We start from the raw sequence: 25,574 nt of genomic DNA, 5'->3' as shown, positions 1-25,574 counted from the left end.
AAAAATTTATTTTATTTTAGATAAACTAATGATTTGTTTAAATAAAAATGAAAGGACGAGTTATGGCTACATCTGAAAGCAGAAGAAGCTTTATGGGAGTTGCATTTGGAACCGTAGCTGCTGTAGGCGGTGTTTTTTCGCTTGTTGCAATGAAAAAAACTTGGGATCCACTTCCAAGTGTTAAAGCTGCAGGTTTTACTACAGTAGATTTATCAGGAATGCAAGCCGGAGAGCTTAGGACGATAGAGTGGAGAAAAAAACCTATTTTTATTTTAAAAAAAGATGCTAGTATGGCGAAAGATCCAAAGCGTGATGTTGTTGTTGATAATGCGGCATATACTGTTGTTATAGGACTTTGTACCCATTTAGGCTGTATTCCTGCATATCATCCAAGTGAGCAAATTTTTAAATGTGCTTGTCATGGTGGGGAATTCGATACAAGTGGAAAAAATATCTTTGGACCTCCTCCAAGACCTCTTGATATCCCTCCTTTTAAAATTGAAGGAACTAAACTTGTTTTAGGCGAAGAGGGTCCAGAATATAAACAAATGACCAAGGAGGCTTAATTATGGCACATATTAGAAAAGCAAATGGCTTAATAGATTGGCTTGATCAGAGATTAGCTGTCAATAAATTATTTGATGTTTTGATGGCAAAATACTGGATCCCAAAACAAATTAATTTTCTTTGGGCGATGGGTGTTATTTTAACAACGCTTTTTGCAGTACTTTTTGTAACAGGTCTTTTACTTGTAATGTATTATAAGCCTGATACTACTCTTGCTTTTAATAGTGTAAATAAAACAATTATGCAAGAGGTTGATTATGGTTGGTTATGGCGTCATATGCACGGTGTAGCTGCTTCTGTAATCTTTTTAATCATTTATATTCATATGTTTACCGGAATTTATTATGGTTCTTATAAACGTGGTAGAGAGATGATTTGGGTAAGCGGTATGCTTCTTTTTGTTGTGTTTTCAGCTGAAGCTTTTAGTGGTTATATGCTTCCTTGGGGACAAATGAGTTATTGGGCTGCACAAGTTATCACTAATCTTTTTGGAGGAATTCCTTTTATAGGTCCTGAACTTGTAATTTGGATTCGTGGGGATTATGCTGTTTCTGATCCAACTTTAACAAGATTTTTTATGCTTCATGTATGTTTGCTTCCTATTGTGATTATTTCAATCATTGCTTTCCATTTTTATTCTTTAAGAATTCCACATGTAAATAATGAAATTTCTGAAGAATTAGATTTTGATTTAGAAGCTGAAAAATATATGGCAGGCGATACTAAAAATTCAAAAGTAATTCCTTTTTGGCCAGGATTTTTATCTAAAGACTTTATGTATATTTGTTTATTCATGATTTTCTTTTTTTATTTGGTTTGTTTTAAATTCGAATTTGCTATGGATCCTATCAATTTTGATCCAGCGGATGCGCTTAAAACTCCACCTCATATTTATCCAGAATGGTATTTCTTATGGAGTTATGAGGTTTTAAGAGGATTTTTCTTTGATATAGCAGGTATCAAAGCTTTTAGTATCGGTTTAGCGGCTTTTGGTGTGGCTCAAGTGATCTTTTTCCTACTTCCTTGGCTTGATAGAAGTGAAGTGGTAAAACCAGCTCATGAAAGACCTTTATTTTTTATTTGGTTTTGGATTTTACTTGTAGATATGATCGTCTTGACTATTTATGGCAAGTTGCCTCCAACGGGTGTAAATGCTTGGGTAGGATTTTATGCTTCTGTTGTATTTTTATTATTACTTCTAGTCATCTTACCTATAATTACTATTATGGAAAGAAAAGGAGCTAGATAATGAGAGAAATTAAAATATTTTTAATAGTAGTAATTTTTGCAGGAATTGTGTATTGGGGTGTTGAACCTTATGCTCATTCTGTAATGAAACCGCATGTTGCTCCTGCTAATTTTGATTTTTCTGCAGAAGATATCAATTATGCTAAGAATATTTTAGCTCAAAAAGAAACAGCTTTAACTGATGCTAAAAAGGCAAATGATGCTAAAAGAATAGAAAGTGCTCAAAAAGAACTTGACAAAGCAAAAGAGGATTTAAATCAAGTTACAACTCTTTGGGATAATGTTGCAAAAATAGATCTTAGTAAAGGTAATGCGGCTAAGGGTAAAGAATTTTTTGCTGGAAATTGTGCAGGTTGTCATGGCTTAAAAGAAGATAATATCACATCACCAGTTGCTGATTCTTCTACTTTTGGAGTTATTCCTCCTGATTTAAGTTCTGCTGGGGCTATTTTTGATGATAAATTTTTAGCAGCTTTGGTGATGAATCCATCTGTAACTTTAAAGGTATATCATAAATTTGGAGATGCCTTCCCAATGCCTCCTTATCAAGATACTCCAGAAGTTATGAATGCTAATGTGGCTAACGTGGTTGCTTATCTTAAAGAAATGGGAACTAAATTTGAAGCCAATGAAAATGCTGCAATTAAAAAAGAAATAGAAACTAAATATCAAAAAATGGCAAATAGTCCTGAAAAAACTGCTTTAATAGATAAAGACATTGCATTTGCTAAAGATAAGGCTACTTTTATAGAAGCTTGTGGTCGTTGTCATGATGTAAAATATGATAATTTCTTCACTCCTTCAAAACATAGTGATTTGAAAACTTATTTAGGCTCAATACCGCCTGATCTTTCTATGATGATTAGATCTCGTGGAGAACAATATCTACACGACTTTATCAATGATACTCAAAAACTACTTCCAGGAACTGCTATGCCAAGAGTTGGTTTAACAGAATCTGCTCAAGCTAAGGTTATTTCTTATATTGAAAAAGTAGGTGATAGCAAAAAAGAAGAAAGAGAAAAAACAGGAATTTATATCATGATATTCTTCGCGATTTTAAGCGTATTTGCTATAGGCTGGAAACGTTCAGTTTGGTCTAAACTTCATTAAACCTTTTTTAGATTTTCATCAGGCTTTGATGAAAATCTTTTAATTTATCTTCAATTTTATTAGATTTTAAACTTAAAAGAGAAATACTGCTGTTTAATAATTTTTATTAAATTGGAGTATTTATGTTTGAAAAAAAATTAATTAAAAAGATTCTTTCAAAATGGAATTATGGTGATTTTAAAGTTATATTTTGGGATAACGAGGAATTGATCATTGGAAAAAAACCTTCTCAATTTACCTTAATTTTTAAAGAGAAAATACCTTTATTTGATTTATTTAACGATACAAGTTTAGTTTTTGCAAAGCATTATATGGAATCTAAGCTTGATATAGAAGGAAATTATGATGAGATAGCTAGGGTATTATATTATTTTTCAAATAAACATTTTTTAAAAAATAAGGAAGATGCTTTAAGCAAAATTACACAAAAACAAGAGAGCAAAAATATCAAAAGCCACTATGATTTGGGAAATGACTTTTATAAATTATGGCTTGATGAAACTATGAGTTATTCTTGTGCCTATTTTAAAAATCCAAATGATACTCTTTATCAAGCACAAATTAACAAAATCAATCATACTTTAAAAAAACTTGATTTAAAAAAAGGAGAAAAGCTTTTAGATATAGGTTGTGGTTGGGGATGGCTTTCCATTATGGCTGCACAGCAATATGGTGTTAATGTTGTTGGAGTTACAATTTCTGAAGAGCAATATAAAAAAGCAAAAGAAAGAGTGAAAGAATTTAATCTTGAAGATAAAGTTGAAATAAGATTGCAAAACTACCAAGATTTAGAATTTGAAAATTATTTCGATAAGGTTGTCTCTGTGGGTATGTTTGAGCATGTAGGTAAAGAAAACTTAGGGCTTTATTTTATGAAAGTTAAACAAGTGTTGAAACCAGGGGGAATGATGCTTTTGCATTCTATTTTATCTATGTTTGAGGGAAAAACTAATGCTTGGATTGATCAATATATTTTCCCAGGGGGATATTTACCTTCTTTAAGAGAGGTTATTAGTATTATGAGTGAATGGGATTTTCATCTTCTTTTAGCAGAAAGTTTAAGAATACATTATGCTAAAACTTTAGATATGTGGAGCCAAAATTTCAATCAAGTTTTACCACAAGTGAGAGAAAAATATGATGAAAAATTTATCAGAATGTGGGATTTATATCTAAGATCTTGTGCTTCAGCTTTTCGTGTGGGCAGTGTGGATTTGTTTCAATTTCTAATTACAAAAGAAATCAATAATGAATTAAGCCTAACCAAAGAGTATATTTATAAGTAAAAACTAAACTTAATTTTGGTAAAATCGAAACTTCATTTCGCACGCACCAACTTCCTTTTTAGCTTGTTTAGTTAAGGGGTGCGGAGGAATAAAGCTAAATTTATAAGGAGAAATCATGGTTAGCATGAGAGATTTATTAGAATGCGGTGTTCATTTTGGACATCAAACAAGAAGATGGAATCCAAAAATGAAGAAATTTATTTTTGGTGAAAGAAAAGGTATCTATGTTATAGATCTACAAAAAACTTTGAGATATTTTAGATACACTTACAATATCGTTCGTGATGCTGCAGCTGAAGGAAAAACTATACTTTTTGTTGGAACAAAAAAACAAGCTGGCGGAGCGATTAAAGAATACGCTGAAAAATGCGGTATGCCTTATGTAAATCACAGATGGTTAGGCGGTATGATGACCAATTTTGGCACTATTCGTCAATCAATTAGAAAATTAGAAGTTATAGAAAAAATGGAAGAAGATGGAAGTATCAAACTTTTAACTAAAAAAGAAGCTTTGATGCTTACAAGAAAAAAAGAAAAATTATTAGCTTATCTTGGAGGAATTCGTCATTTAAAAACTCAACCAGATATGATTTTTGTTATCGATACAGTTAAAGAAAAAATTGCTGTTCAAGAAGCAAATAAATTAAGAATTCCTGTTGTAGCACCTCTTGATACAAATTGCGATCCTGATTTAGTAACTTATCCTATTCCAGGCAATGATGATGCGATTCGTTCTGTTCAACTTTTCTGCCAAGAAATAGCTGAAGCTATCAATGAAGGAAAAAATTTAAGAGAACAAGATGGTGAAGTTCCAGCTACACAAGAGCAAGAAATCACAGAAGAAGAAAAAAAAGAAGTTTTAGATGAAGCTATGAGTGAAGAAGATTTTAAAGAGGAGCAAGAATAATGGCTGAAATTACTGCTGCAATGGTAAAAGAACTCCGCGAAAGTACAGGCGCGGGGATGATGGATTGTAAAAATGCTTTGAGTGAAACCGATGGAGATTTTGACAAAGCAGTTCAGCTTTTAAGAGAAAAAGGATTAGGCAAGGCTGCAAAAAAAGCTGATAGACTTGCTGCTGAAGGTTTGGTGAGTGTTAAAGTTAATGATGATTTTTCAAGTGTAACCATCACTGAGATCAATTCAGAAACTGACTTTGTAGCTAAGAATGATCAATTTATTTCTTTAACTAAAGATACAACAGCGCATATTCAAAACAATAGCTTACAAAGTGTTGAAGAACTTCATTCAAGTATGATCAATGGGGTAAAATTTGAAGAATATTTAAAAAGTCAAATTGCAACCATTGGTGAAAACTTGGTTGTAAGAAGATTTGCAACTTTAAAATCAAGTGCTAATGGCGTTGTTAATGGTTATATCCATACAAATGGACGTATAGGTGTTATCATTGCTGCTGCTTGTGATAGTGCTGAAATCGCTTCTAAATCAAGAGATTTTTTAAAACAAATTTGTATGCATATAGCAGCGATGAAACCAAGCTATTTAAGTTATGAAGAATTAGATCTTTCTTTTGTTGAGAGTGAATATAAAGCTTTGGTGGCTGAACTTGAAAAAGAAAATGAAGAAAGACGCAGATTAAAAGATCCAAATAAGCCAGAGCTTAAAATACCTAAATTTGCAAGTAGAAAACAACTTAGTGAAGAAATTTTAAAACAAGCAGAAGAAGATATTAAAGCTGAGCTTAAAGCACAAGGAAAACCTGAAAAAATTTGGGACAATATCATTCCTGGAAAAATGAACAGCTTTATAGCGGATAATTCTCAACTTGATAGTAAATTAACCCTAATGGGACAATTTTATGTTATGGATGATAAAAAAACTATAGAGCAAGTTATCGCTGAAAAGGAAAAAGAATTGGGCGGTAAAATTAAAATCGTGGAATTTATCCGTTTTGAGGTTGGCGAAGGTTTAGAAAAGAAAACTGAAGATTTTGCTGCTGAAGTAGCTGCGCAACTTTAAAAGCGATTATAATGGAACTTTTAAGAGCGGAGAATTTAAGTCATAGCTTTGATTATCCGCTCTTTGAAAATTTAAATTTAACTTTAAAAACTCAAGATTGTATTGCTATAGAGGGGAGTAGTGGTTGTGGAAAATCCACTCTTTTGCATATCCTTTCTTCTTTACTTCAGCCAAATAAAGGCGATGTCTTTTACAAAAATAAGAACCTCTATCATTTAAATGAAAATGAAAGATTAAAAATTCGTCGTTATGATTTTGGTATTATTTTTCAAACACATTATTTATTTAAGGGTTTTTCTGCTTTAGAAAATATAGAACTTGCTAGTGTTTTATCGCACCAAAAATTGGATGAAAAAATTTTGGAAAAACTAGGCATTGATAAGCTTTTAAATCAAAAAATAGGAAAATTAAGCGGTGGGCAACAACAGCGTGTAAGCATAGCTAGAGTGCTTTGTAAAAAACCTAAAATTATTTTTGCAGATGAAGCGACTGGAAATTTAGATTTTGATAATGCTAAAAATGTTATAGAACTTTTAATTAGTTATGTTAAAGAAAATGAAGCGGCTTTATTTTTTGTTACTCATGATCACAATCTTGCAAAATTTTGCGATCAAATCTATACTTTAAAATCAAATGGAATTTGTTAATTATCTAGGCGATAAAAATGTAGCCACTTTTATGCTTCTTTTTGCTAGAATGAGTGGGCTTATAGTTTTTTTTCCTTTTTTTTCTCATAATTCTATTCCTATAGTTATTAAAACAACTTTAGCTTTATTTTTAACTATGTATTTATATCCTTTAGCAAAGCTTGAAAATTTGCATTTGGATGCTTTTTTTGTGATCCAACTTTTAAGCGAAGTGATTTTTGGAATGATCGCAGGTTTGATACTGCAAATTATTTTTGCTATTATTATGATGGCTGGTGAGCAAGTCGCTTTTATCATGGGATTTACAATGGCTAATGTCTTAGATCCAAGCTCGGGTACAAATATGCCAATCACATCTCAAATTTTACATCTAATTGCTTTGTTGTTTTTTCTAGCTTTTAATGGACATCATTTGATACTTTTATTTTTAAGTTATTCTTTGGGTTATATTGATTTGGGGGCTTTTTATCCTCAAGAAAATTTAATGCATTATTTAAATTCGGGTATTTTAAATATTTTTATTATAGGTTTTACCATGAGTTTTCCTATACTTGGAATTTCTTTGCTTACTGATACTATTTTTGGACTTTTGATGAAAACTATGCCACAATTTAATCTTTTGGTTATTGGTTATCCTATTAAAATCGCTTTAGGGATTATTGTTTTAATAGTTATTTTAATTGTGATGATGGAGTATTTTAAGGATTTGATATTAGAAGCAATCACTCATATGCAAACTCTCTTTTTTGTCTAAGCAAAGGATAAATGAAAATTTTGTAGAATAGTGATTATTTTTAAGGATAAGCGATGAAAATTTTACTTTTAAATGAGAATTCTGTAGTTTCAAGATTGATAAGTCTGAGTGCTAAAAAAATGTCTTATGAATTTGAAGAGCTTAATACTTATAGTGAAGATTTAGGTCATTATGATGTTATTGTAGTTGATAGTGATATTCCAGCTCCTTTAAAGGTTTTAAAAGAAAAATGTGATAAATTGATATTTTTAGCACCACGTAATCAAAATGTTGATATTGATGCGCAAATTTTATACAAGCCTTTTTTACCTACGGATTTTTTAAATTTATTAAATGGGGAAAATTTAAAAATCGACGATACCATTACTACAACAGCTATTGAAGATTCTGATGATGAAACTAGCAAAAACGAACTTGATATAGGCGATTTAAATTTAGATTCTCATAGTGAATCTAGTGAAGATGAAATTAAAATCGATGATTTGAATTTTGATGAGGAAAATTTAGGTGAGGAAAATTTAAATCTTGAAGAAGCAAAGGAAGAAAATTCTATAAATGAAGAAGAATTAGGAAATTTTGATGATCTTGAAGAAGTTAAAGATCAAGAAAATTCTTCAAATGAAGAATTAGAAAATTTTGAAAATCTTGAAGAAAATGAAATTGCAGAATCAAGCGAAAAAACAGAAGAGATTAAAGAGGATTCTCAAGTATCGCAAGAAAATCAAGATGAGTTAGAAATCGATAATGATTTTAAACTCGAAGAAAATATCGATGAACTAGATGAAGAAGAAAAGACATCAGAAGAAAGTAACATTGATGATAATGAAAATTTAGATCATGATGAAAATTTACAAGATGATGATCTTTCATCGCAAGAAGAAAATTTAGATGAAGAATCAGAACAAACAAATATTCAAGAAGAATCTTTTGAGGATGAATTGCCTATAGTTGAAGAACAAGAAAAAGAAGTCGATTTTGATGATATTCCAGAAGATGCGGAATTTTTAGGACAAAACAAAGAAGACGCAGAAGAATCAGAAGAGGAAATTTTACCTGTAATTGAAGAGGAAGAAACTTCAGAAGAAGATTTAATCAATGATTTTGGAAATTTAAGTACTCAAGATCAGATAAAAGAAGAATTAGCCCAGCTTGATGAGCTTGAATATGAGATTGATGAAGATGATAGCCCTCAAATTTTAGAGGATTTTAAAGACAAGCCTGTTTTTGATGAAAAAGAATTACAAATTGATGAGGAAGAAGTCGTGGTTCCAAATTTAGCAGTGAGTGAATTAGATAGTATTAAAGAAAGCGATATACAACAAGCTTTAGGTGAAGCAATAACGCAAGAAGAAACGATCGAAGAATTAGCATCTAATGATCAAGATACTAAGATGTCAGAAACGGACAATGAAGAAATTGTCAATGAATTGAGTCAAAGTATTGCAGGAGCGATCACTTCAAGTATTAAAGATAATACCTTAAAAGCAGCTCTTAAGGGTATGAATATGAACATCAACATTAATGTTACGTTTAATGAGGAATAATATTTGAAAAATTTCATTTTATTAGTGTCAGGACCTAGCGGAGCGGGTAAATCCACACTTTTAAAAAAGCTTTTTGAAGAATTTAAGTCAGATTTATATTTTTCAATTTCATCTACAACTAGATCTCCAAGAGAGGGTGAAAGACACGGAGAGCATTATTATTTTGTTAGTCATGAAGAATTTCAAGAAGATATAAAAAATGACTATTTTTTAGAATGGGCTAAGGTGCATGAAAATTTTTATGGAACTTCATTGCGATACACGCAAGAAGCGCTTAATAATGGAAAAATAGTCGTTCTTGATATAGATGTGCAAGGATATAAAATAGCCAAAAAAAAGTTGCAAGATAAAATTGTTTCCGTTTTTATCACAACAAAGGATAAAGAAGAATTAAAAAAAAGACTTATTAAGCGAAATACTGATACAATAATACAACTAGAAAAAAGATTAGAGAATGCAAGCGATGAAATGAAAGAGCTTTGCGAGTATGATTATTTGATCATCAATGATAAACTCGATCAAAGTTATGAAGCATTGCGAGCAATTTTAGTCGCCCATAGGTTAAGAACAAAGGGGCAAGATCTAGATCAAATTCAAAATACTTGGAATAAAGGAGAATAAAATGGGTGGTTGGTCAAGTCCTAGTCATTGGTTGATTATTTTATTAATTGTTGTATTGCTTTTTGGAGCGAAAAAAATTCCAGAACTTGCAAAGGGTTTAGGCAAAGGTATAAAAACCTTTAAAGATGAGATGAATAGCGATGATGAAACAGCTAAAAATACTCAAAAAATCGAAGAAAAGCAAAATAAAGAAAATAATACAAACATTGATGCAAATATAGACGAAACGAAAAAAGCTTAAGGTTTTTTCTTGAAAAGTATTATTTTTAACGAAATTAAAAAAGTTTTAGGATGTGATTTTATTCTTGAAAATCCTAAGGATAAAAACTTAGCACATTTTGCCACTCCTTTAGCTTTTTCTTTAGCTAAAGAGTTAAAAAAATCTCCTATGATTATAGCTAATGATTTGGCGCAAAAATTTCAAAATCATCATTGTTTTGAAAAAGTTGAAGCCATCAATGGTTATCTTAATTTTAGAATTTCAAAAAACTTTTTAAATGAGCTTGTAACTCAAGCTTTAAAAAATCCAAATGAATTTGCCAAAGATGAGGGTAAAACTCAAACTTTTTTACTTGAATACGTGAGTGCAAATCCTACAGGTCCTTTGCATATAGGCCATGCAAGAGGAGCTATCTTTGGTGATACTTTAGCGAGAGTAGCAAGGCATTTAGGTTATAAATTTGATACAGAGTATTATGTCAATGATGCGGGAAATCAAATTTATCTTCTTGGACTTTCTGTTTTATTGAGTGTAAAAGAGAAAATTTTAAAAGAAGAAGTAGAATATCCAGAGCAATACTACAAAGGCGATTATATCAGCGATTTGGCTGAAGAGGCTTATAAAGAATTTGGAAAAGAATTCTTTAAAGAAGAAAATATCCCTTCTTTATCAGATTGGGCAAAAGATAAAATGCTGATTCTAATCAAGCAAAATTTAGATCAAGCAAAAATCAAAATCGATAATTATGTAAGCGAAAGATCTTATTATGATGCTTTAAATGCGACTTTAGAAGCCTTAAAAGAGCATCAAGGTATTTATGAAAAAGAGGGAAAAATTTGGTTAGCTTCTTCTTTAAAAGGAGATGAAAAAGATCGTGTGATTATTCGCGAGGATGGTCGTGGAACTTATTTAGCTGCTGATATAGTGTATCATAAAGATAAAATGAGTCGATCTTATGATAAGTGTATCAATATTTGGGGAGCTGATCATCACGGATACATTCCTAGAATGAAAGCCGCTATGGATTATTTAGGTTTTAATCCAGATGATCTTGAAATCATTTTAGCACAGATGGTTTCCTTGCTTAAAGATGGTGAGCCTTACAAGATGAGTAAAAGAGCAGGAAATTTCATCTTAATGAGTGATGTTTTAAATGAAATTGGCGCAGATGCATTGCGTTATATATTCTTAAGTAAAAGATGTGATACTCATTTAGAATTTGATGTGAGCGATCTACAAAAGGAAGATAATTCCAATCCTGTTTTTTATATCAATTACGCCCATGCAAGAATTCATCAAGTTTTTGCAAAGGCAAATAAAAGCGTCGCAGATGTGATTGAGGCTGATTTGGAAAGTTTAAACCAAGATGGGACTAATTTGCTTTTTGAAGCTTTAAATTTAAAAGCGATTTTAAATGATGCTTTTGAGAGTCGATCTTTGCAAAAAATTCCAGATTATCTAAAAAATTTAGCAGCAAGTTTTCATAAATTTTACAATGAAAATAAAGTAGTGGGCACTGAAAACGAGAAGAGTTTATTAAAATTATTTGCTATGGTTGCCTTAAGCATAAGAACTGCTTTTGCTTTGATGGGGATTGAAGCAAAAAATAGAATGGATCATTAAATCCATTCTAAAAATTGAGCAAAATCACAGCCGCTATAGTTAAAAAAACGCCACAAATTCCTATTTTATTTAATTTTTCTTTATATAAAATCCACCCTCCAGCACACGTTCCGATAATCCCTATAGCACCCCAAGTCGAATAAGCAATACTTAAAGGCACGTATTTTAAAGCAAAAGAGAGTAGAAAAAAGGCTAAGATAGCACTAAAAATAGCAGCAACTCCCCAAAATTTATACTTAAAGCCATTAGATTTTTTAAGTAATAAATTTGCAAAGATGTCTAAAAATGCAGATAAAATAATAATTAAAAAATAAAATTTCACTCTTTAATTTCTCCGATATTAATCATAATAATCCCAGCAATAGAACAAACAATTCCTAAAATTTGAGTCAAGGTTAAATTCTCTTTAAAAACGATAAAAGAAACTAAAAGGATAAGAATCACGCCTAGTAATTCCCAAATCGCATAAGCGATCCCAATTTGAATTTTTGTGATGGCTTTGCTTAGAAAAAAATAAGAAAAAGCAATAAACATAGCCATAAAAAAATAACCCAAAATCACGTTTTTCATTTTTAAAAAACTCGTGCCCAAAACTTCAAAAACAATAGCACATATTAAAAAAAACCAAGCTTTTAAAAGTCCCTTTTTTTCTGCAATCACTCCAATCCTTTTTAAAATTAAGTGCTGAAATCATATCATTTAAAGCTTTAATCAGCCTTTTTGTTTTATACTTTCAAGCGTAAAAATCTTTAAGAAAGTGAGAAACTTATGGGACGAGCGTTCGAATACCGAAGAGCTTCTAAGGAGGCTAGATGGGATAAGATGAGTAAGCTTTTTCCTAAGCTTGCTAAGGCTATACAAGTAGCAGCCAAAGAAGGCGGGCCTGATCCTGATATGAATCCAAAATTAAGAAGTGCTATAGCGACTGCTAAAGCTAATAATATGCCTAAAGATAACATTGATGCGGCGATTAAACGTGCGAGTGGTAAAGATAGTGTGGATATAAAAAATATCCATTATGAAGGAAAAGCAGCGCATGGGGTTTTAGTGATCGTTGAATGCATGACAGATAATCCTACTAGAACAGTGGCAAATGTAAAAGCAACTTTCAGTAAAAATGGTGGAGAAATTTTGCAAAATGGATCTTTGGGCTTTATGTTTAATCGAAAAGCGGTTTTTCATCTTGAAAAATTTACAGGAGATTTAGAGGAATTAGAACTCGATCTAATCGATGCTGGTCTTGAAGAATTAGAACAAAATGAAGAAGAATTAGTTATCAGCGGAGATTATACTGCCTTTGGAGAATTAAGCTCGGCTATAGAGGCTAAAGGTTTGGTGCTTAAAAAAGCCGGACTTGAATACATCGCTAACAATCCTTTAAGTTTTAGCGAAGAGCAACTTAACGATATAGAAAAGCTTTTAGATAAACTTGAAGAAGACGATGACGTTCAAGCTGTTTATACCAATATAGAATAAGGAGAAAAAATGCTTAAGCAAATCGATACTACTAATGCAGACAAATATAAATTTGCTTTAATCAAAACAGAAAAAGGCACAATGAAACTCGAGCTTTTTGCAGATGAAGCTCCTCAAACGGTTTGCAATTTTGCTAATCTAGTCAATGAAGGATTTTACAAAGATCTAACCTTTCATAGAGTGATTCCAAATTTTGTTGTGCAAGGAGGCTGTCCTTATGGTAATGGCATAGGCGGGCCTGGTTATGAAATTCCTTGCGAATGCGATGATCAAAAGCATAAGCATTTACGCGGAACTTTATCAATGGCACACGCAGGAAGAGATACTGGTGGATCGCAATTTTTTATTTGTCATAGCCCACAACCTCACTTAGATGGAGTGCATACTGTGTTTGGGCAAATCGATTTAGAAGATGAAGAAAGTTTAGAGGTGCTAGACTCAATACGCCAAGGCGATAAAATTTTAGATATAGAAATTACTAGCAAAAAATGATTAATATAATCTAAATTAAAGCTTTTTTTTCTTAAAATAACCCTTTTTATTTCAATGAAATATTTACAAGGAGTTATTATTATGAAAACTAAGTTTTCAATTATTTTGAGTGCTTGTATTCTTTCATCATCACTTTTTGCACAAACTACAGATGATGAAATCACTAAGCTTCAAAAACAGCTTGCAAAAATTCAAGCCGAATTAAAAGAAATCAGAAAAGAAAGAGAAGCGCAAGCTAAGCAAAACAAAGAAGTTAATGCTGAACTTGCTGATCTTAACGATAGAGCAGATGATAATGAATTCCAAGCTGCTTTAAGCAAAGTTAAATTCGGACTTGAATTCTCAAATGCCGTTTCAAACACAAACTACAAACTTCCTACTACAAGTTATCATGCAAATAACAAGTGGATGATGGAACTTCATTTAAATATGAATGCAGACATCAATGAAAAAACTAAATTCTACGGTCGTTTGTCTATGGCTAAAAACTGGTCTCAAATGGGATGGGTTGGAGGCCCACTTGAGCTAGATGCAGGAAGAAACACAAGAACAAGCGGTCCAGCTCTTTACGTAGATAGAGCTTATCTTGATTATTACATCACACCTGAGTGGATTGCAACTATAGGAAGACAACCTGGAACCGATGGTCCTGGAACAAATCTTAGAAACAATGCTTTAAGACAATCAACCTATCCAGCTTTAGCGATCAATACTTTAGGTGATGCTGCGGTTATCACTTATAAACCTGAAAGCTTACAAGATCATAAAGTAGCGATCCGTGCAGCTTATGGTAAAGCTTATCAATGGGATGAGGAAGGAAAAGTAAGAGATTGGATGAGTGATCAAAAAGATGCGGATGCAAATCTTTACTATGCAGCCGTAGAAGGAGAACTTCCTTTAGGTAGCATGGGAAATAACTTGATTATTTTCAATGCGGCTCGTATGACTGATTTTTCATTGCCAATTCCTGGGTCAAATTTATTGGATGATGATGGAGTTGTTAATTTAGGAACCTTAACTTTAGCAAATATCCATTTTGAAAATTATAATACCTTTGGAACAAATTTCAATTGGTTTGCCTCTTTGGGTTATTCTAAAGGAAGTGATAATGAAATAAATCCTCTATTAAGTACAGCGCTTATTAGCAAAGGATATGGTGATGGCAAATTTAACGAAAAAGATGGTTATGCAGTGCATGTAGGCGGACGCTATGACTTTACTAAAGCTTTAAAAGTAGGTTATGAGTTCTTCTGGGGTAGCAGATACTGGTACACTATGAGTCGTCCAAGCATCAACGATCCACTTAATATAAGAATGACTAGAGGTATAGCAAATGATTTCTATGTGATTTATCAGCTTGATAGATATCAATTCTTAAGATTAAGCTATACCAATATCCAAAACAAATGGGGAAATCGTGGATTGCCATTTGGTGGAGCTAAGAAAGAAAAATCAAGAGCTGATAATGTTATGTTAATGTATAATGTGAAATTTTAAGGGGTGAGTGATATGAAAAAATTACTTTTTTTGGGTTTATTACCTATCATTGCTTTAGCTGATTGTGCTAGCTTAATGGCAAAATATGAAGCTCCAGAACCAGAATCAAAAACAATGAAACAAATTGAACGTTGGATCAATAAAAAAGTTAAAGACGCAAATGACGCTGCTGTTTTAAAAGAGTGCATGGTTGCTCGTGCAGCAGATAATCCAAATCAAGTTTCAGTTGCTGGTAAATAATAAAAGCGGTTTAAAGCCGCTTTTATCTTTCTTTTATCTTCTTTAAATTTTAGAAATTTTCTTACAATTTATATTTTTTATTTTAAAAATTTGTTATAATAGATCAATTTTAATCACAAAGAAATATATATGCAAAAGCCTGATATACAAAGTTTAACTAACTTTCTTATAGTCTATACTAAAACTTTATTAGGAGCTGGAACTTATACATCTAGGGTGGCTAAATGTGTAGGAAGGATCGCTGAAGTTTATGGTTATGAGATCAATATCAATTTCTTTTTTCACCACATCACTTTAAATATTGTTGATAAAAGTGATAATTCTTTGCATAGAACTTATGTTATCCCTAATCATCATGCTTATATTAATTTCAAAATCATTTTGGATTTGAGTGCTTTAAGTTGGGCTATATATGATCATAAATATGATCTTGAAAAAGCAAAAGCTATATTTGATCAAGTTACTCATCAAGAAAAGCGTTCTTTTATAGTTACTCTTATTTTGGTTTCTATTGCAAATTCGGCTTTTTGCAGGCTTTTTGGAGGGGATTTTGGTTCGGGTGTTTTGGTGTGTTTTGGAACTTTTTTGGGTTTAATTTTAAGATTTTTATTGACAAAAATCAAAATAGATTTAAGAATTCAATACATCATTTGCTCTTTTGTTTCTTCGGGTTTTGTTTTTTTAGGGCTTAATATGGGCTATACTAATACATCTGATGTGGCTTTAGGTTCTAGCATTTTGTATCTTATCCCTGGTGTTTTTTTTATTAATTCAGTTATTGATATACTTAAAGATCATATTTTAATGGGTGTAAGTCGTATTATTAGCGTTGCGATCTTAATTTCTTGTATCGCTCTTGGAATTTACATGACGCTTAGTTTATCAAATTTTGGAATTTTAAAATGATAGAATTTGTTTTAAAAGATATGTTTTTTGCTGCTTTGGCTGGTTTTGGATTTGCCTATGCTTGTAATCCTCCTTTAAAAACGTTGATCGCTTCCGCGTTCTTAGCGGCTATTGCTCATGGCTTTCGTTTTGTTTTAACAGAATATTTTCACTTTCAAACTTTAGCAATAGCAACTTTTATGGCCTCTTTTTGTATAGGTTGTTTGGGTATAATTTTGGCTAAGATTATGAAAACTCCTGCAGAAATTATCGCATTTCCTGCACTTATACCGATGATCCCAGGAATTTATGCTTATAAGGCGATTTTGCATCTGATTTCTTTTATACGCAGTGAAGATCTTCAAGCTAAAACTGATTTTTTGGTGCAATTTTTTGATTATTTTTTAACTACTGTTTCTGTAACTTTAGCTTTGGCTATAGGGGTGAGTGTGACTTTGCTTATCTTTTTTGAGCAAAGTTTCATGATGACAAGACACGCAAATCAGGATTAAATTTTAAAAAATAATTGCAAAAAGCTTGTTTTTTCTTAAATTTTTATTCTTTTATTATACAATAAAAATAAAAAGGATAAAAATGCAAAAGTATCTATCGCACAAACCTCTAGTTAAAAAATGCCACGATCATCATCACGATCACCACCATCATCACGATCATTCAGATGCGCGTAATGTGGATAAGAAAATTTTAAAAATATCCCTTATTATGACTTTTTTAATGATGCTTGTGCAATTTGTGTATTCTATACTTTCAAATTCTTTAGCATTATTAAGCGATACTTTGCATATGTTTTCCGATGTTTTTGCCTTAGCCCTTAGTTTTTTTGCGATCATTGCGATTGAAAAATTTAAAGACAAGCAAAAAACCTTTGGTTATTTTAGATTAGAAATTTTAGTGGCCTTTATCAATGCTTTAACGATTATATTATCTGCAATTTTTATCATTTATGAAAGTATAGAAAAATTATTTTATCCAGTAAATATAGATGCAAAAACTATGATTGTAGTTGCAATTTTAGGTTTTTTAGTCAATGCTTTTAATACTTTTTTGATGTTTAAGGGTGCAAATTTAGATAATGTCAATATGAAGTCCGCTTTTTTGCACATGATGAGTGATTTGCTTGGATCTTTAGTTGTGATTATAGGTGGAGTCGTTGTTTATTATACTCAAATTGTTTATATTGATACGATTTTAGCTTTGATTTTATCTCTTTTACTTTTAAGGTGGTCGATTAAGTTATTAAGAAAAAGTATCAATATTTTATTAGAGACTTCGCCTGTAGATGTAAAAAGTGTTGAAGAGTTGATTTTAAAGCACCATCAAGTGAGTAAAATTTTGGATTTACATATCGTAGAAATTACAAATAAAATGTTTGTGGCAACTTTACATATCGAAGTGGATATTAAAGAATTGCTAGAATTTGAAAAGCTTTATCAAGAGCTTTCAAGTGAGCTTTTAGAGCATTTTAATATAGGACATATTACAATACAACCAAGTATCATAAGAAAGGAAGACTCATGAAATTTAAAGTAAAAAATATCAATTGTATAAATTGTGTCAATTTGATAAAAAATTCCTTGCAAGATGAATATGGTTTAATCGATATAGATTTGGAGAATAAAATTTTAAGTGTAAATTTACAAGAAGAGAATTTGGAAAATTTTAAAAATGAATTTCAAGAATTAGGATTTGAGATCGTAGAGCGTATATAAAAATGCAAGAATTTCGTGTCAAAATAGGAAAGATGACTTGTGTCAATTGCTCTAATGCTATAGAAAGAGCATGTAAAAAAATAGAAGGCGTTGAAGAAGCTAGTGTTTCTTATGTGAATTCGAGTGGAATTTTTCTCATCCAAAAGGATGAAAAACGCAAAGAAATTTTAGCAAAAATAAAAAATTTGGGCTTTGAAATTTTAGAAGATGAGCAAAGCTTGGAAGAGTATAAAATAAAAAAACACATCGAGCTTAGAAAAAATTTACTTTTAAGCATAGTTTTAAGTGTTGTTGTGATGTATTTTGAAATGTTTGATCAAAGTTTTTTTTCACAAAATATGCAAATGTTTTTAAGCTTTTTTGGGATTTTTTATTGTGGGAGAGATTTTTTTTCTCATGCTTTTTTGGGATTGAAAAATAAAAATTTAGATATGAACACTCTTATTGTTTTAGGGGTGATGAGTGCTTTTGTGTATTCTTGTTTGATTTATTTTAGAATTTTTGATGAAAAGCATTTGTATTTTAGCGGTGCTATGATGATTATCTCCTTTGTGCTTTTAGGAAAATATCTTGAAAATAAAATCAAACTCAAGGCTGAAAGCTATCAAAAAAATCTTGAAAAAATTGATACAAAAAAGGCAAGAATTTTGCTTGAAAACGATGAAGTTAAGGAAATTTCTAGCGCCTTTGTTAAGGCCGGAGATGTTATTTTAGTCAAAGAAGGTGAAAGTATCGTTGCTGATGGGGCGATTTTAAGCGGAAGTGCTGAAGTAGATATGAGCTTTTTAAATGGAGAATTTTTTCCTGTTTTAAAAAAAGAAAACGATGAGGTGCAAGCAGGTGGTATTGTTTTAAATGGTATGCTAAAAATTAAAGCAAATAAAAAAGCAATGGATAGCACTTTAGAACAAATTAAAAATTTAGTTTTTTATGCAGGAAATATAAAAACTCCATTGGCAACTTTAGCGGATAAAATTTCTAAATATTTTGTTGCATCTATCATCATTTTAGCTTTGTGTGTATTTTTATTTTGGCTTTTTAGGGCAAATTTAAATACAGCTTTTTTGCGTGCTTGTGCTGTGCTTTTGATCTCTTGTCCTTGTGCTTTAGGGCTTGCAACGCCCATTGCTTTAGTTGTAGCAAGTTCAAATGCGGCTAAAAATTTTATTTTGCTTAAAAATCCTGCCGCTTTAGAAAAGTTAAGCCAAATCAAACTTGCTTATTTTGATAAAACCGGAACTTTAACTAAAGAAGAATTAGAGATCATTAAGCACAATCTAAATCAAGATGATTTTCAAAAACTTTGTGAGATAGAGACTTTAAGTTCTCATTCTATTGCAAAAAGTTTGAGTAAAAATACCCATGTTGAGTTAAAAGGCGAGGGTGAGATTGTCGTTGGTGCAGGTATAATTTATAAAGAAAATGATGATACGTATTTTATAGGAAGTCGGTATTTTTTAGATAGCAAAGGCGTAGATACTAAAGAATGCGATCATTTTTTTAATCAATTTAAAAATTTAAGCAGTATCAAGGTGTATTTCGCAAAAAATTCTCATTGTTTAGGGGGAGTTTTGCTTGATAGTTCTTTAAAAGAGGGTGCAAGAGAACTCATAGTAGGATTAAAAAAACAAGGGATTAAAAGTGTTATTTTAAGCGGAGACAATCAAGAAAGTGTTGAAAAAATAGCCAAAGAATTAGATATTGATGATTTTTATGCACAATTAAAACCAGAAGAAAAACTTCAAATTATTAAAAATTCTAAAGAAGCTTTGTTTATAGGAGATGGTTTAAATGACGCAGCGGGATTATCTTTAGCAAGTGTGAGTATGAGTTTTTCAAAAGCTAATGAATTGGCTAAAAAAACAGGGGATTTTATTTTGATTAAGGAAAATTTAGCAAATATTTTATATTGTTTTTCTCTTTCTAAAAAAACAAGAAAAATAATCAAATTAAATCTTTTTTGGGCTTTTATCTATAATACACTTTGTATTCCTATCGCAGCAGGTTTTGTGCCTTTCATAGCTTTAAGTCCGCATTTTGCAGCTTTGGCTATGTGTTTTAGTTCTATAACAGTTGTGCTTAATTCTTTGCGGTTAAAAAATATTTGATTATTCTTGAATTTGAGGCTCTCCAAAGCAATCTTTTAAAGCCTCTTTAACATCTTCTTCGGGATTAAATTTTTTAGCACCTTGCTTGAGTTCATTAAAAGATGAATTAAGATCGAGTTTTGAATTTGAAAGAGTGCTAGGTTCTTGAGTGATGGATTGGAGTTTGCTTTCATCAATGACTATTTCTTTTTGCACAGCAATTTTTGCATTTTGTCCTAATTTATCTTTTAAAAGCTCTTGTATGAGTTTAAAGCCTTTATTAAGTTGGGTACGATTTTCCCCTGTTGCATTAGAACTGATCGTTAAAATCTCATCTTCATAACTGATAAATCGAGTGCTTTTTTCAAAACATTCCCCAAGTTCATAATCTCTATCGTATATAGCTTCTAAAAGCAATTCATAGGCATTTTTTGCTTTTGGTTTTTCCTCAATTTTTTGTTCTAAAATCGGTGTGATTTTTGGAGTGATATTTTCAGCTTTTTTTTGCTCCATTTCATTGATTTGTGTATCAATTTCTTTAAGATAACTTGCTTCCATCATCATAAAAGCCATCACACAAAGCGTAAAGCCATCATCATCGCAAATCATATTTTTAGCACGAGCTAAAATACGGAAAAATCTTTCATAAATTAGAGTTGAAAATTCAGTGCTTCTAGCAAAAAAACTTTCTTTAAGATAAAATAGCATCTCATCTATAACGCTAGAGGCTTCATATTCTTTAAGCTCATCTAAAAACTCAAAAACTTTTTCTTTGTTTTTAGTCAAAATAGCATGGTAAAATTCTTTGATTTTATTTGGATCTAAAAAGCCTAACATATCAGTGATTTTAAGTACGCTAATATCATTTTGACAAAAAATAATAGCTTGATCAAGCAAAGTCAGCGTATCTCTTAAAGATCCATTGCCACTTCTTGCAAGAAATTTTAAAGCTTCTTCTTCAAAACGAACATTTTCTTTGATGAGAATCTCTTTAAGATGATTTTGAATTTCGCTTTGTGGAATTTGCTTAAAGCGAAAATGTTGAGTCCTTGATAAAACCGTAGCGGGAAGTTTTAAAGGATCGGTGGTTGCAAGTATAAATTTTACATAGCTTGGCGGTTCTTCTAGGGTTTTTAAAAGTGCGTTTGCAGCTTGAGGGGTAAGCATATGCACTTCATCGATAATGAAAATTTTAAAACGAGCCATAGAAGGAGCGTATTTAGTTTGTTCGATCAAAGCTTGTATATCTTCAAGACCACGATTACTTGCCGCATCCATTTCTATGATATCGATGTGTTTTCCCTCTAAAGCCGCGATACACTGCTTACAAGTTCCACAAGGAGTATCGCTAGGCCCTTGATCGCAAACCAAAGCTCGAGAAAAAATTCTAGCACTAGAGGTTTTTCCACTACCTCTTAAACCTGAAAAAAGATAAGCATGGGCTAGGCGGTTGTTATTGAGTGCGTATTTTAAACTTGTGCTAACAGTTTTTTGCCCTATAAGCTCATCAAAGGTTTTTGGTCTATATTTAACGGCTAGTGCTTGAAGCATTTTTACTCATTCATTATAGATAAAAGTTCGACATTGTCTTTAGTTTTTAGCATTTTAGAATATAAAAATTTAAGTGCTTCAACATCATCCATTTGAGAAATAGCCGAGCGTATTGCCCAAATTTTTTGAAGTTCCCCAACACCTTGTAAAAGTTCTTCTTTTCTTGTTCCTGATTTGATGATATTGATTGCAGGATAAATTCTTCTATCAGAAATATTTCTATCAAGTACGATTTCACTATTTCCTGTTCCTTTGAATTCTTCAAAAATCACATCATCCATTCTAGAACCGGTGTCGATTAATGCTGTAGCTATGATGGTTAAAGATCCACCATTTTCTATATTTCTAGCGGCGCCAAAAAAGCGTTTTGGTTTATGGAGTGCGTTTGCATCTACACCACCACTTAAAACTTTTCCACTGCTAGGAGTTGCTGTATTGTAAGCTCTAGCAAGTCTTGTGATGCTATCAAGTAAAATGATGACATCCTTGCCTGTTTCAACCATTCTTTTTGCTTTTTCTATAACAAGTTCTGCAACGCGAACGTGATTATAAGCAGGTAAATCAAAAGTGGAGCTAAAAACTTCACCCTTAACACAACGTTGCATATCGGTTACTTCTTCAGGTCTTTCATCAACCAAAAGAACGATTAAATGCATTTCTGGGTGATTTCTAGCAATTGCAGCTGCTAATTCTTTCATGAGTTCTGTTTTACCTGTTCTAGGCGGCGCTACAATAAGCCCACGTTGCCCTTTTCCTATAGGGGTAAAAAGATCTAAAACGCGTCCTGTTAATTTCATAGGATCGTATTCGAGTTTGATTTTTTCAGTAGGGAAAATCGGAGTTAGATTGTCAAATAATGGCCTTTCTTTAGCTTCTTGTAAAGGCATGTAATTGATCGCTTCGATTTTTAAAAGTGCGTAATATTTTTCTTGATCTTTAGGTTCTCTAACTTGTCCTGTGACGATATCGCCTACACGCAATGCAAATTTACGGATTTGAGAATTAGAAACATAAGCATCATTAACACTATCGCTTAAGTTAGAATCCATACCTCTTAAAAAGCCATAACCTTCACTTGAAATTTCTAAAATTCCGGTAAAAAGTATAAAGCCGCCTTTTTTAGTTTGTGCTTTTAAAATCTCAAAAATAAGTTCTTGGCGACGAAATTCGCGTGGATTTTCTATTTCGCATTCGTTTGCAATTTTGACTAAATTTTCTAAATCAAGTAATTTTAAGTCTTCTATTTTATAACCCTCAACTGGAATATGGGTTCTTTGATGTTGTTTTTTTTCTTTTTCCATAAGCCCTCGCAAGAAATTATGCAGTCATTTGCAGTAGTAAATTAAAATTGTGATTTTAATAAAAAAATATACTTTTTGTCAAATAATTTGCATATATTTGTTTATAATTATAAAAAAATATTTTTTAAAGATTAATTATGAAATGTGAACATTGTAGATTAAGTTATCAAAAATCCCAAATGATTCTTTATAAAGATAAATTTTTTTGTTGTAAAGGATGTGAGAGTGTTTGGAAAATCTTGCATGAAACGGGCTTGGATGAATTTTATGAAAGATTAGGAGATCGATCTTTAAAGCCTGTAAATTTAGAATTTTCAAATAAAAATTATGATGAATTTATCACTCAAACTAAGGAAGGTTTTAGTGAAATTTATCTTATGATTCATGGTATTGAATGTGCAGCTTGTGTGTGGCTTAATGAAAAGATTTTAATCAAACAGCAAGGAATTTTAGAACTAGATATCAATCATTTAAGCCATAAAGCAAGGATAGTTTTCGATAAAGAAAGTATTTCTTTGAGTCAAATTTTAAATTTAATCGAAAGCATAGGCTATAAAGCAAGTGCGTATAATCCTGCTAAAAGCTCGAAAAAAGCTGATTTGATGAAAAGGGAATTTTATTCTAAGCTTGTAGTGGGTATTGCTTGTGTGATGAATATCATGTGGATTGCAGTGGCAAAATATGCTGGTTTTTTTAGCGGTATGGATAGAGATACAAAAGATATTTTGAATTTTTTTGAATTCATTCTTTGCTCTCCTGTTCTTTTTTATACCGGATCTAATTTTTATAAAAGTGCTTTGAGATCTTTAAAACTTAAAAGCCTTAATATGGATACTTTAGTCATTAGCGGCGCTACTTTGGCGTATAGCTATTCTTTATGGGCTATGTTTACAAGATCTTCTGAGGTTTATTTTGATTCGGTTGCGATGATTATTTGCTTTGTATTTATAGGAAAATATCTTGAAATGTTTAGCAAAAAACGCGCTCTAGACACTATAGACGGTTTGAATGATTTTTTGCAAAATGAGGTTATGGTTTTTAATGGAAAAGATTTTAGTCCTAAAGAAGTGCAAAAAGTGTGTGTAGGGGATAGGATTTTACTCAAAAGTGGAGATAAAATTTTAATCGATGGGATTTGTAAAAAAGGTGAAGCAAGTATTGATACTTCATCCTTAAGTGGAGAAAACGAGCCTTGTTTGGTTAAGCAAGGAGATGTGATCAATTCTGCTTGTATTGTTTTAGATGGAAGTATTGAATATGAGGCGAGTAAAATTTACAATGATTCCAAATTAAGTCAAATCATAAAGCTTTTGGAATTTGCAAGTATGAAAAAAGCAAAACTTGAAAGTTTGGTTTCTCAAATTTCTTCTTATTTTTCTCGCGTGGTTTTAAGTTTTGCTTTGATATGCTTTTTGGTGTGGTTTTTTTATTATAAGGCTGGAATTGAAATTTCTTTAATCAATGCCATTTCAGTTTTAATCATAGCTTGTCCTTGTGCTTTAGCTTTGGCTACTCCAGTTAGCAATCTTGTAGCACTTGGTAGAGCACTAAAAAAAGCAATTTTATTTAAGAGTTCAAGTGTGGTTGAAGATCTTTCAAAATGCAATACGGTTGTATTTGATAAAACAGGAGTTTTAACTAAGCCTAATTTAGAGGTGAAAGATTTTTTCTTGCATGAAAAATTAAATATTGATGAAATTTATACCTTTGTTTCGCTTTCAAATCATCCGATTTCAAAAAGTGTCGCGCAATTTTTAAGTAAAAATAAAAACGCTAAACGTTTAAATTTGGATTTTAAAGAAGTGAGTAATATACAAGCAAAGGGCATTAAGGCTGTAATAAGCGATAAAGTTTTTTTAGGTGGAAATTTGAAATTTTTACAAGAAAATAACATAGTTTTTGATAAAGAATTTAATAATTCTCATTTTATTTTTGCTAAAAATGATGAGGTTTTGGCTTATTTTGAATTTTCAAGTGTTTTAAGAGAAGGAGCTAAAGACTTGATCACTTATCTTAAATCTATAAAAACTCAAGTGATGATTTTAAGCGGCGATAATTATAAAGCAGTTGAAAAAATTGCTAATGAGCTTGAAATTTCAGATTTTAAAGCTGCTTGTTTGCCTGAAGAAAAAATGCAAACCATAGAGCAACTAAGTCAAAATAAAAAAGTTTTGTTTGTGGGTGATGGGGTTAATGATGCTTTGGCATTAAAATACGCTGCTGTTTCTGTAAGTTTGCGTGAAGGAAGTGATTTGGCGATCGAAAATAGTGATATTTTGCTTTTAAAAAATGATTTAAATTCTTTAAAAAATGCTATACAAATTTCAAAAAATACTTATAAAATCATCAAGCAAAATTTAGCTCTTTCTTTACTTTATAATGCCTGTACTATACCTTTGGCTTTTTTAGGACTTATCAATCCTTTAATTGCAGCGATTTCTATGTCTTTTAGTAGTATAATGGTGGTTTTAAATGCTTTAAGGATAAAAAATGAATAGTGTGATTACGATGATGATAGCTGTTTCAATTCTTGGTTTTTGTGTGATTTTAGCTATCTTGCTTTGGGGAATAAAAACTAAACAATTTGATGATGATTACAAATTTGTTACTTTAAATGATGATGAAGAGTCTTTACGTGATGCTATAGAGCTTGAAAATCGTAAAAAAAAGGCTTTAAAAGATAAAAAAGATTGAGCTTTCATTATAAAAATG

27 protein-coding genes are annotated in these 25,574 nt (G+C 31.3%); 23 read left to right on the top strand and 4 right to left on the bottom strand.

What is annotated here, in order from left to right; translation table 11 throughout:
- Positions 1–62: 62 nt before the first annotated feature.
- The 12 genes from petA (at position 63) to argS (ending at position 11,603) form a co-directional block, all read left to right on the top strand.
- Positions 63–566, top strand: coding sequence for a ubiquinol-cytochrome c reductase iron-sulfur subunit (gene petA, locus CQA75_RS02685; protein WP_137623521.1), 504 nt, complete (start codon positions 63–65; stop codon positions 564–566).
- Positions 567–568: 2 nt separating this feature from the next.
- Positions 569–1,816 carry a cytochrome b gene (locus CQA75_RS02680; protein WP_137623520.1) on the top strand — a complete coding sequence of 416 codons (1,248 nt, stop codon included), beginning with the start codon at positions 569–571 and terminating at the stop codon, positions 1,814–1,816.
- Entirely contained in the window at positions 1,816–2,928 is a 1,113-nt protein-coding gene (locus tag CQA75_RS02675; protein WP_137623519.1) for a c-type cytochrome, read from the top strand. The genes CQA75_RS02680 and CQA75_RS02675 overlap by 1 nt, the downstream gene beginning before the upstream one ends.
- A gap of 122 nt (positions 2,929–3,050) precedes the next feature.
- Positions 3,051–4,214, top strand: a complete 1,164-nt coding sequence (locus CQA75_RS02670) for an SAM-dependent methyltransferase (protein WP_137623518.1) — start codon at positions 3,051–3,053, stop codon at positions 4,212–4,214.
- Positions 4,215–4,329: 115 nt separating this feature from the next.
- Positions 4,330–5,121, top strand: a complete 792-nt coding sequence (rpsB, locus tag CQA75_RS02665; protein WP_137623517.1) for a 30S ribosomal protein S2 — start codon at positions 4,330–4,332, stop codon at positions 5,119–5,121.
- Positions 5,121–6,194: a translation elongation factor Ts gene (gene tsf, locus CQA75_RS02660; RefSeq protein ID WP_137623516.1), complete on the top strand. Its 1,074-nt coding sequence runs from the start codon at positions 5,121–5,123 to the stop codon at positions 6,192–6,194. The genes rpsB and tsf overlap by 1 nt, the downstream gene beginning before the upstream one ends.
- Before the next feature lie 11 nt (positions 6,195–6,205).
- Positions 6,206–6,841: an ABC transporter ATP-binding protein gene (locus tag CQA75_RS02655; RefSeq protein WP_137623515.1), complete on the top strand. Its 636-nt coding sequence runs from the start codon at positions 6,206–6,208 to the stop codon at positions 6,839–6,841.
- A complete protein-coding gene (fliR, locus tag CQA75_RS02650; RefSeq protein ID WP_137623514.1) occupies positions 6,828–7,595 on the top strand; it encodes a flagellar biosynthetic protein FliR in 768 nt (255 codons plus the stop codon). Before CQA75_RS02655 ends, fliR begins: the two co-directional genes overlap by 14 nt.
- Positions 7,596–7,648: 53 nt before the next feature.
- A complete protein-coding gene (locus tag CQA75_RS02645) occupies positions 7,649–9,139 on the top strand; it encodes a hypothetical protein (protein WP_137623513.1) in 1,491 nt (496 codons plus the stop codon).
- Positions 9,140–9,142: 3 nt separating this feature from the next.
- Entirely contained in the window at positions 9,143–9,760 is a 618-nt protein-coding gene (gene gmk / locus CQA75_RS02640) for a guanylate kinase (RefSeq protein ID WP_137623512.1), read from the top strand.
- 1 nt (position 9,761) lies between these two features.
- Positions 9,762–10,001, top strand: a complete 240-nt coding sequence (locus CQA75_RS02635; RefSeq protein WP_137623511.1) for a Sec-independent protein translocase subunit TatA/TatB — start codon at positions 9,762–9,764, stop codon at positions 9,999–10,001.
- 9 nt (positions 10,002–10,010) lie between these two features.
- Entirely contained in the window at positions 10,011–11,603 is a 1,593-nt protein-coding gene (gene argS / locus CQA75_RS02630) for an arginine--tRNA ligase (RefSeq protein WP_137623510.1), read from the top strand.
- Between the two features lie 7 nt (positions 11,604–11,610).
- On the opposite strand, the gene CQA75_RS02625 is transcribed toward argS, so the two are convergent.
- Both CQA75_RS02625 and CQA75_RS02620 read right to left on the bottom strand, forming a co-directional pair.
- Positions 11,611–11,925 carry a DMT family transporter gene (locus CQA75_RS02625; RefSeq protein WP_407920018.1) on the bottom strand — a complete coding sequence of 105 codons (315 nt, stop codon included), beginning with the start codon at positions 11,923–11,925 and terminating at the stop codon, positions 11,611–11,613.
- Positions 11,922–12,263 carry a DMT family transporter gene (locus tag CQA75_RS02620; RefSeq protein ID WP_137623509.1) on the bottom strand — a complete coding sequence of 114 codons (342 nt, stop codon included), beginning with the start codon at positions 12,261–12,263 and terminating at the stop codon, positions 11,922–11,924. Before CQA75_RS02620 ends, CQA75_RS02625 begins: the two co-directional genes overlap by 4 nt.
- Positions 12,264–12,371: 108 nt before the next feature.
- On the opposite strand from CQA75_RS02620, the gene CQA75_RS02615 reads away from it, so the two are divergent.
- The 9 genes from CQA75_RS02615 (at position 12,372) to CQA75_RS02575 (ending at position 20,031) form a co-directional block, all read left to right on the top strand.
- Positions 12,372–13,079 (top strand): YebC/PmpR family DNA-binding transcriptional regulator, encoded by a 708-nt coding sequence (locus CQA75_RS02615; RefSeq protein WP_137623508.1) that lies wholly within the window; start codon positions 12,372–12,374, stop codon positions 13,077–13,079.
- Positions 13,080–13,088: 9 nt separating this feature from the next.
- Positions 13,089–13,571: a peptidylprolyl isomerase gene (locus tag CQA75_RS02610; RefSeq protein ID WP_137623507.1), complete on the top strand. Its 483-nt coding sequence runs from the start codon at positions 13,089–13,091 to the stop codon at positions 13,569–13,571.
- A gap of 81 nt (positions 13,572–13,652) precedes the next feature.
- Positions 13,653–15,068, top strand: a complete 1,416-nt coding sequence (gene omp50, locus CQA75_RS02605; protein WP_137623506.1) for an outer membrane tyrosine kinase — start codon at positions 13,653–13,655, stop codon at positions 15,066–15,068.
- A gap of 12 nt (positions 15,069–15,080) precedes the next feature.
- Positions 15,081–15,308: a hypothetical protein gene (locus CQA75_RS02600; RefSeq protein ID WP_137623505.1), complete on the top strand. Its 228-nt coding sequence runs from the start codon at positions 15,081–15,083 to the stop codon at positions 15,306–15,308.
- A gap of 129 nt (positions 15,309–15,437) precedes the next feature.
- Positions 15,438–16,214: a threonine/serine exporter family protein gene (locus CQA75_RS02595; RefSeq protein WP_137623504.1), complete on the top strand. Its 777-nt coding sequence runs from the start codon at positions 15,438–15,440 to the stop codon at positions 16,212–16,214.
- Positions 16,211–16,705 carry a threonine/serine exporter family protein gene (locus tag CQA75_RS02590; RefSeq protein WP_137623503.1) on the top strand — a complete coding sequence of 165 codons (495 nt, stop codon included), beginning with the start codon at positions 16,211–16,213 and terminating at the stop codon, positions 16,703–16,705. Before CQA75_RS02595 ends, CQA75_RS02590 begins: the two co-directional genes overlap by 4 nt.
- Positions 16,706–16,787: 82 nt before the next feature.
- Entirely contained in the window at positions 16,788–17,732 is a 945-nt protein-coding gene (locus CQA75_RS02585; protein WP_137623502.1) for a cation diffusion facilitator family transporter, read from the top strand.
- Complete coding sequence (locus CQA75_RS02580) at positions 17,729–17,923, top strand: heavy-metal-associated domain-containing protein (RefSeq protein WP_137623501.1); 195 nt, start codon at positions 17,729–17,731, stop codon at positions 17,921–17,923. The genes CQA75_RS02585 and CQA75_RS02580 overlap by 4 nt, the downstream gene beginning before the upstream one ends.
- Before the next feature lie 2 nt (positions 17,924–17,925).
- Entirely contained in the window at positions 17,926–20,031 is a 2,106-nt protein-coding gene (locus CQA75_RS02575; protein ID WP_137623500.1) for a heavy metal translocating P-type ATPase, read from the top strand.
- On the opposite strand, the gene CQA75_RS02570 is transcribed toward CQA75_RS02575, so the two are convergent.
- Positions 20,032–21,561, bottom strand: a complete 1,530-nt coding sequence (locus tag CQA75_RS02570) for a DNA polymerase III subunit gamma/tau (protein WP_137623499.1) — start codon at positions 21,559–21,561, stop codon at positions 20,032–20,034.
- Between the two features lie 2 nt (positions 21,562–21,563).
- The gene (gene rho, locus CQA75_RS02565; RefSeq protein ID WP_137623498.1) at positions 21,564–22,862 is read right to left on the bottom strand and encodes a transcription termination factor Rho; all 1,299 of its coding nucleotides are present in this window, start codon (positions 22,860–22,862) and stop codon (positions 21,564–21,566) included.
- A gap of 137 nt (positions 22,863–22,999) precedes the next feature.
- Between rho and CQA75_RS02560 the strand changes: the two genes are divergently transcribed.
- Together CQA75_RS02560 and CQA75_RS02555 are read left to right on the top strand one after the other, a co-directional pair.
- Positions 23,000–25,360, top strand: a complete 2,361-nt coding sequence (locus CQA75_RS02560; protein ID WP_137623497.1) for a heavy metal translocating P-type ATPase — start codon at positions 23,000–23,002, stop codon at positions 25,358–25,360.
- Positions 25,353–25,556: a cbb3-type cytochrome oxidase assembly protein gene (locus CQA75_RS02555; protein ID WP_137623496.1), complete on the top strand. Its 204-nt coding sequence runs from the start codon at positions 25,353–25,355 to the stop codon at positions 25,554–25,556. The genes CQA75_RS02560 and CQA75_RS02555 overlap by 8 nt, the downstream gene beginning before the upstream one ends.
- Positions 25,557–25,574 lie beyond the last annotated feature (18 nt).

The sequence above is a fragment of the Campylobacter taeniopygiae genome, assembly GCF_005406225.1.
Taxonomy (GTDB): domain Bacteria; phylum Campylobacterota; class Campylobacteria; order Campylobacterales; family Campylobacteraceae; genus Campylobacter_D; species Campylobacter_D taeniopygiae.
Note: the sequence above shows the minus strand (reverse complement) of the source record. Positions and strands in the feature narration are given on the sequence as shown.

Excerpts from the sequence above, each read along its gene's own strand:
- petA (WP_137623521.1), top strand. The coding sequence starts at position 63 with ATGGCTACATCTGAAAGCAGAAGAAGCTTTATGGGAGTTGCATTTGGA.
- CQA75_RS02680 (WP_137623520.1), top strand. The coding sequence starts at position 569 with ATGGCACATATTAGAAAAGCAAATGGCTTAATAGATTGGCTTGATCAG.
- CQA75_RS02675 (WP_137623519.1), top strand. The coding sequence starts at position 1,816 with ATGAGAGAAATTAAAATATTTTTAATAGTAGTAATTTTTGCAGGAATT.
- CQA75_RS02670 (WP_137623518.1), top strand. The coding sequence starts at position 3,051 with ATGTTTGAAAAAAAATTAATTAAAAAGATTCTTTCAAAATGGAATTAT.
- rpsB (WP_137623517.1), top strand. The coding sequence starts at position 4,330 with ATGGTTAGCATGAGAGATTTATTAGAATGCGGTGTTCATTTTGGACAT.
- tsf (WP_137623516.1), top strand. The coding sequence starts at position 5,121 with ATGGCTGAAATTACTGCTGCAATGGTAAAAGAACTCCGCGAAAGTACA.
- CQA75_RS02655 (WP_137623515.1), top strand. The coding sequence starts at position 6,206 with ATGGAACTTTTAAGAGCGGAGAATTTAAGTCATAGCTTTGATTATCCG.
- fliR (WP_137623514.1), top strand. The coding sequence starts at position 6,828 with ATGGAATTTGTTAATTATCTAGGCGATAAAAATGTAGCCACTTTTATG.
- CQA75_RS02645 (WP_137623513.1), top strand. The coding sequence starts at position 7,649 with ATGAAAATTTTACTTTTAAATGAGAATTCTGTAGTTTCAAGATTGATA.
- CQA75_RS02635 (WP_137623511.1), top strand. The coding sequence starts at position 9,762 with ATGGGTGGTTGGTCAAGTCCTAGTCATTGGTTGATTATTTTATTAATT.
- CQA75_RS02615 (WP_137623508.1), top strand. The coding sequence starts at position 12,372 with ATGGGACGAGCGTTCGAATACCGAAGAGCTTCTAAGGAGGCTAGATGG.
- CQA75_RS02610 (WP_137623507.1), top strand. The coding sequence starts at position 13,089 with ATGCTTAAGCAAATCGATACTACTAATGCAGACAAATATAAATTTGCT.
- omp50 (WP_137623506.1), top strand. The coding sequence starts at position 13,653 with ATGAAAACTAAGTTTTCAATTATTTTGAGTGCTTGTATTCTTTCATCA.
- CQA75_RS02600 (WP_137623505.1), top strand. The coding sequence starts at position 15,081 with ATGAAAAAATTACTTTTTTTGGGTTTATTACCTATCATTGCTTTAGCT.
- CQA75_RS02595 (WP_137623504.1), top strand. The coding sequence starts at position 15,438 with ATGCAAAAGCCTGATATACAAAGTTTAACTAACTTTCTTATAGTCTAT.
- CQA75_RS02590 (WP_137623503.1), top strand. The coding sequence starts at position 16,211 with ATGATAGAATTTGTTTTAAAAGATATGTTTTTTGCTGCTTTGGCTGGT.
- CQA75_RS02585 (WP_137623502.1), top strand. The coding sequence starts at position 16,788 with ATGCAAAAGTATCTATCGCACAAACCTCTAGTTAAAAAATGCCACGAT.
- CQA75_RS02580 (WP_137623501.1), top strand. The coding sequence starts at position 17,729 with ATGAAATTTAAAGTAAAAAATATCAATTGTATAAATTGTGTCAATTTG.
- CQA75_RS02575 (WP_137623500.1), top strand. The coding sequence starts at position 17,926 with ATGCAAGAATTTCGTGTCAAAATAGGAAAGATGACTTGTGTCAATTGC.
- CQA75_RS02570 (WP_137623499.1), bottom strand. The coding sequence starts at position 21,561 with ATGCTTCAAGCACTAGCCGTTAAATATAGACCAAAAACCTTTGATGAG.
- rho (WP_137623498.1), bottom strand. The coding sequence starts at position 22,862 with ATGGAAAAAGAAAAAAAACAACATCAAAGAACCCATATTCCAGTTGAG.
- CQA75_RS02560 (WP_137623497.1), top strand. The coding sequence starts at position 23,000 with ATGAAATGTGAACATTGTAGATTAAGTTATCAAAAATCCCAAATGATT.
- CQA75_RS02555 (WP_137623496.1), top strand. The coding sequence starts at position 25,353 with ATGAATAGTGTGATTACGATGATGATAGCTGTTTCAATTCTTGGTTTT.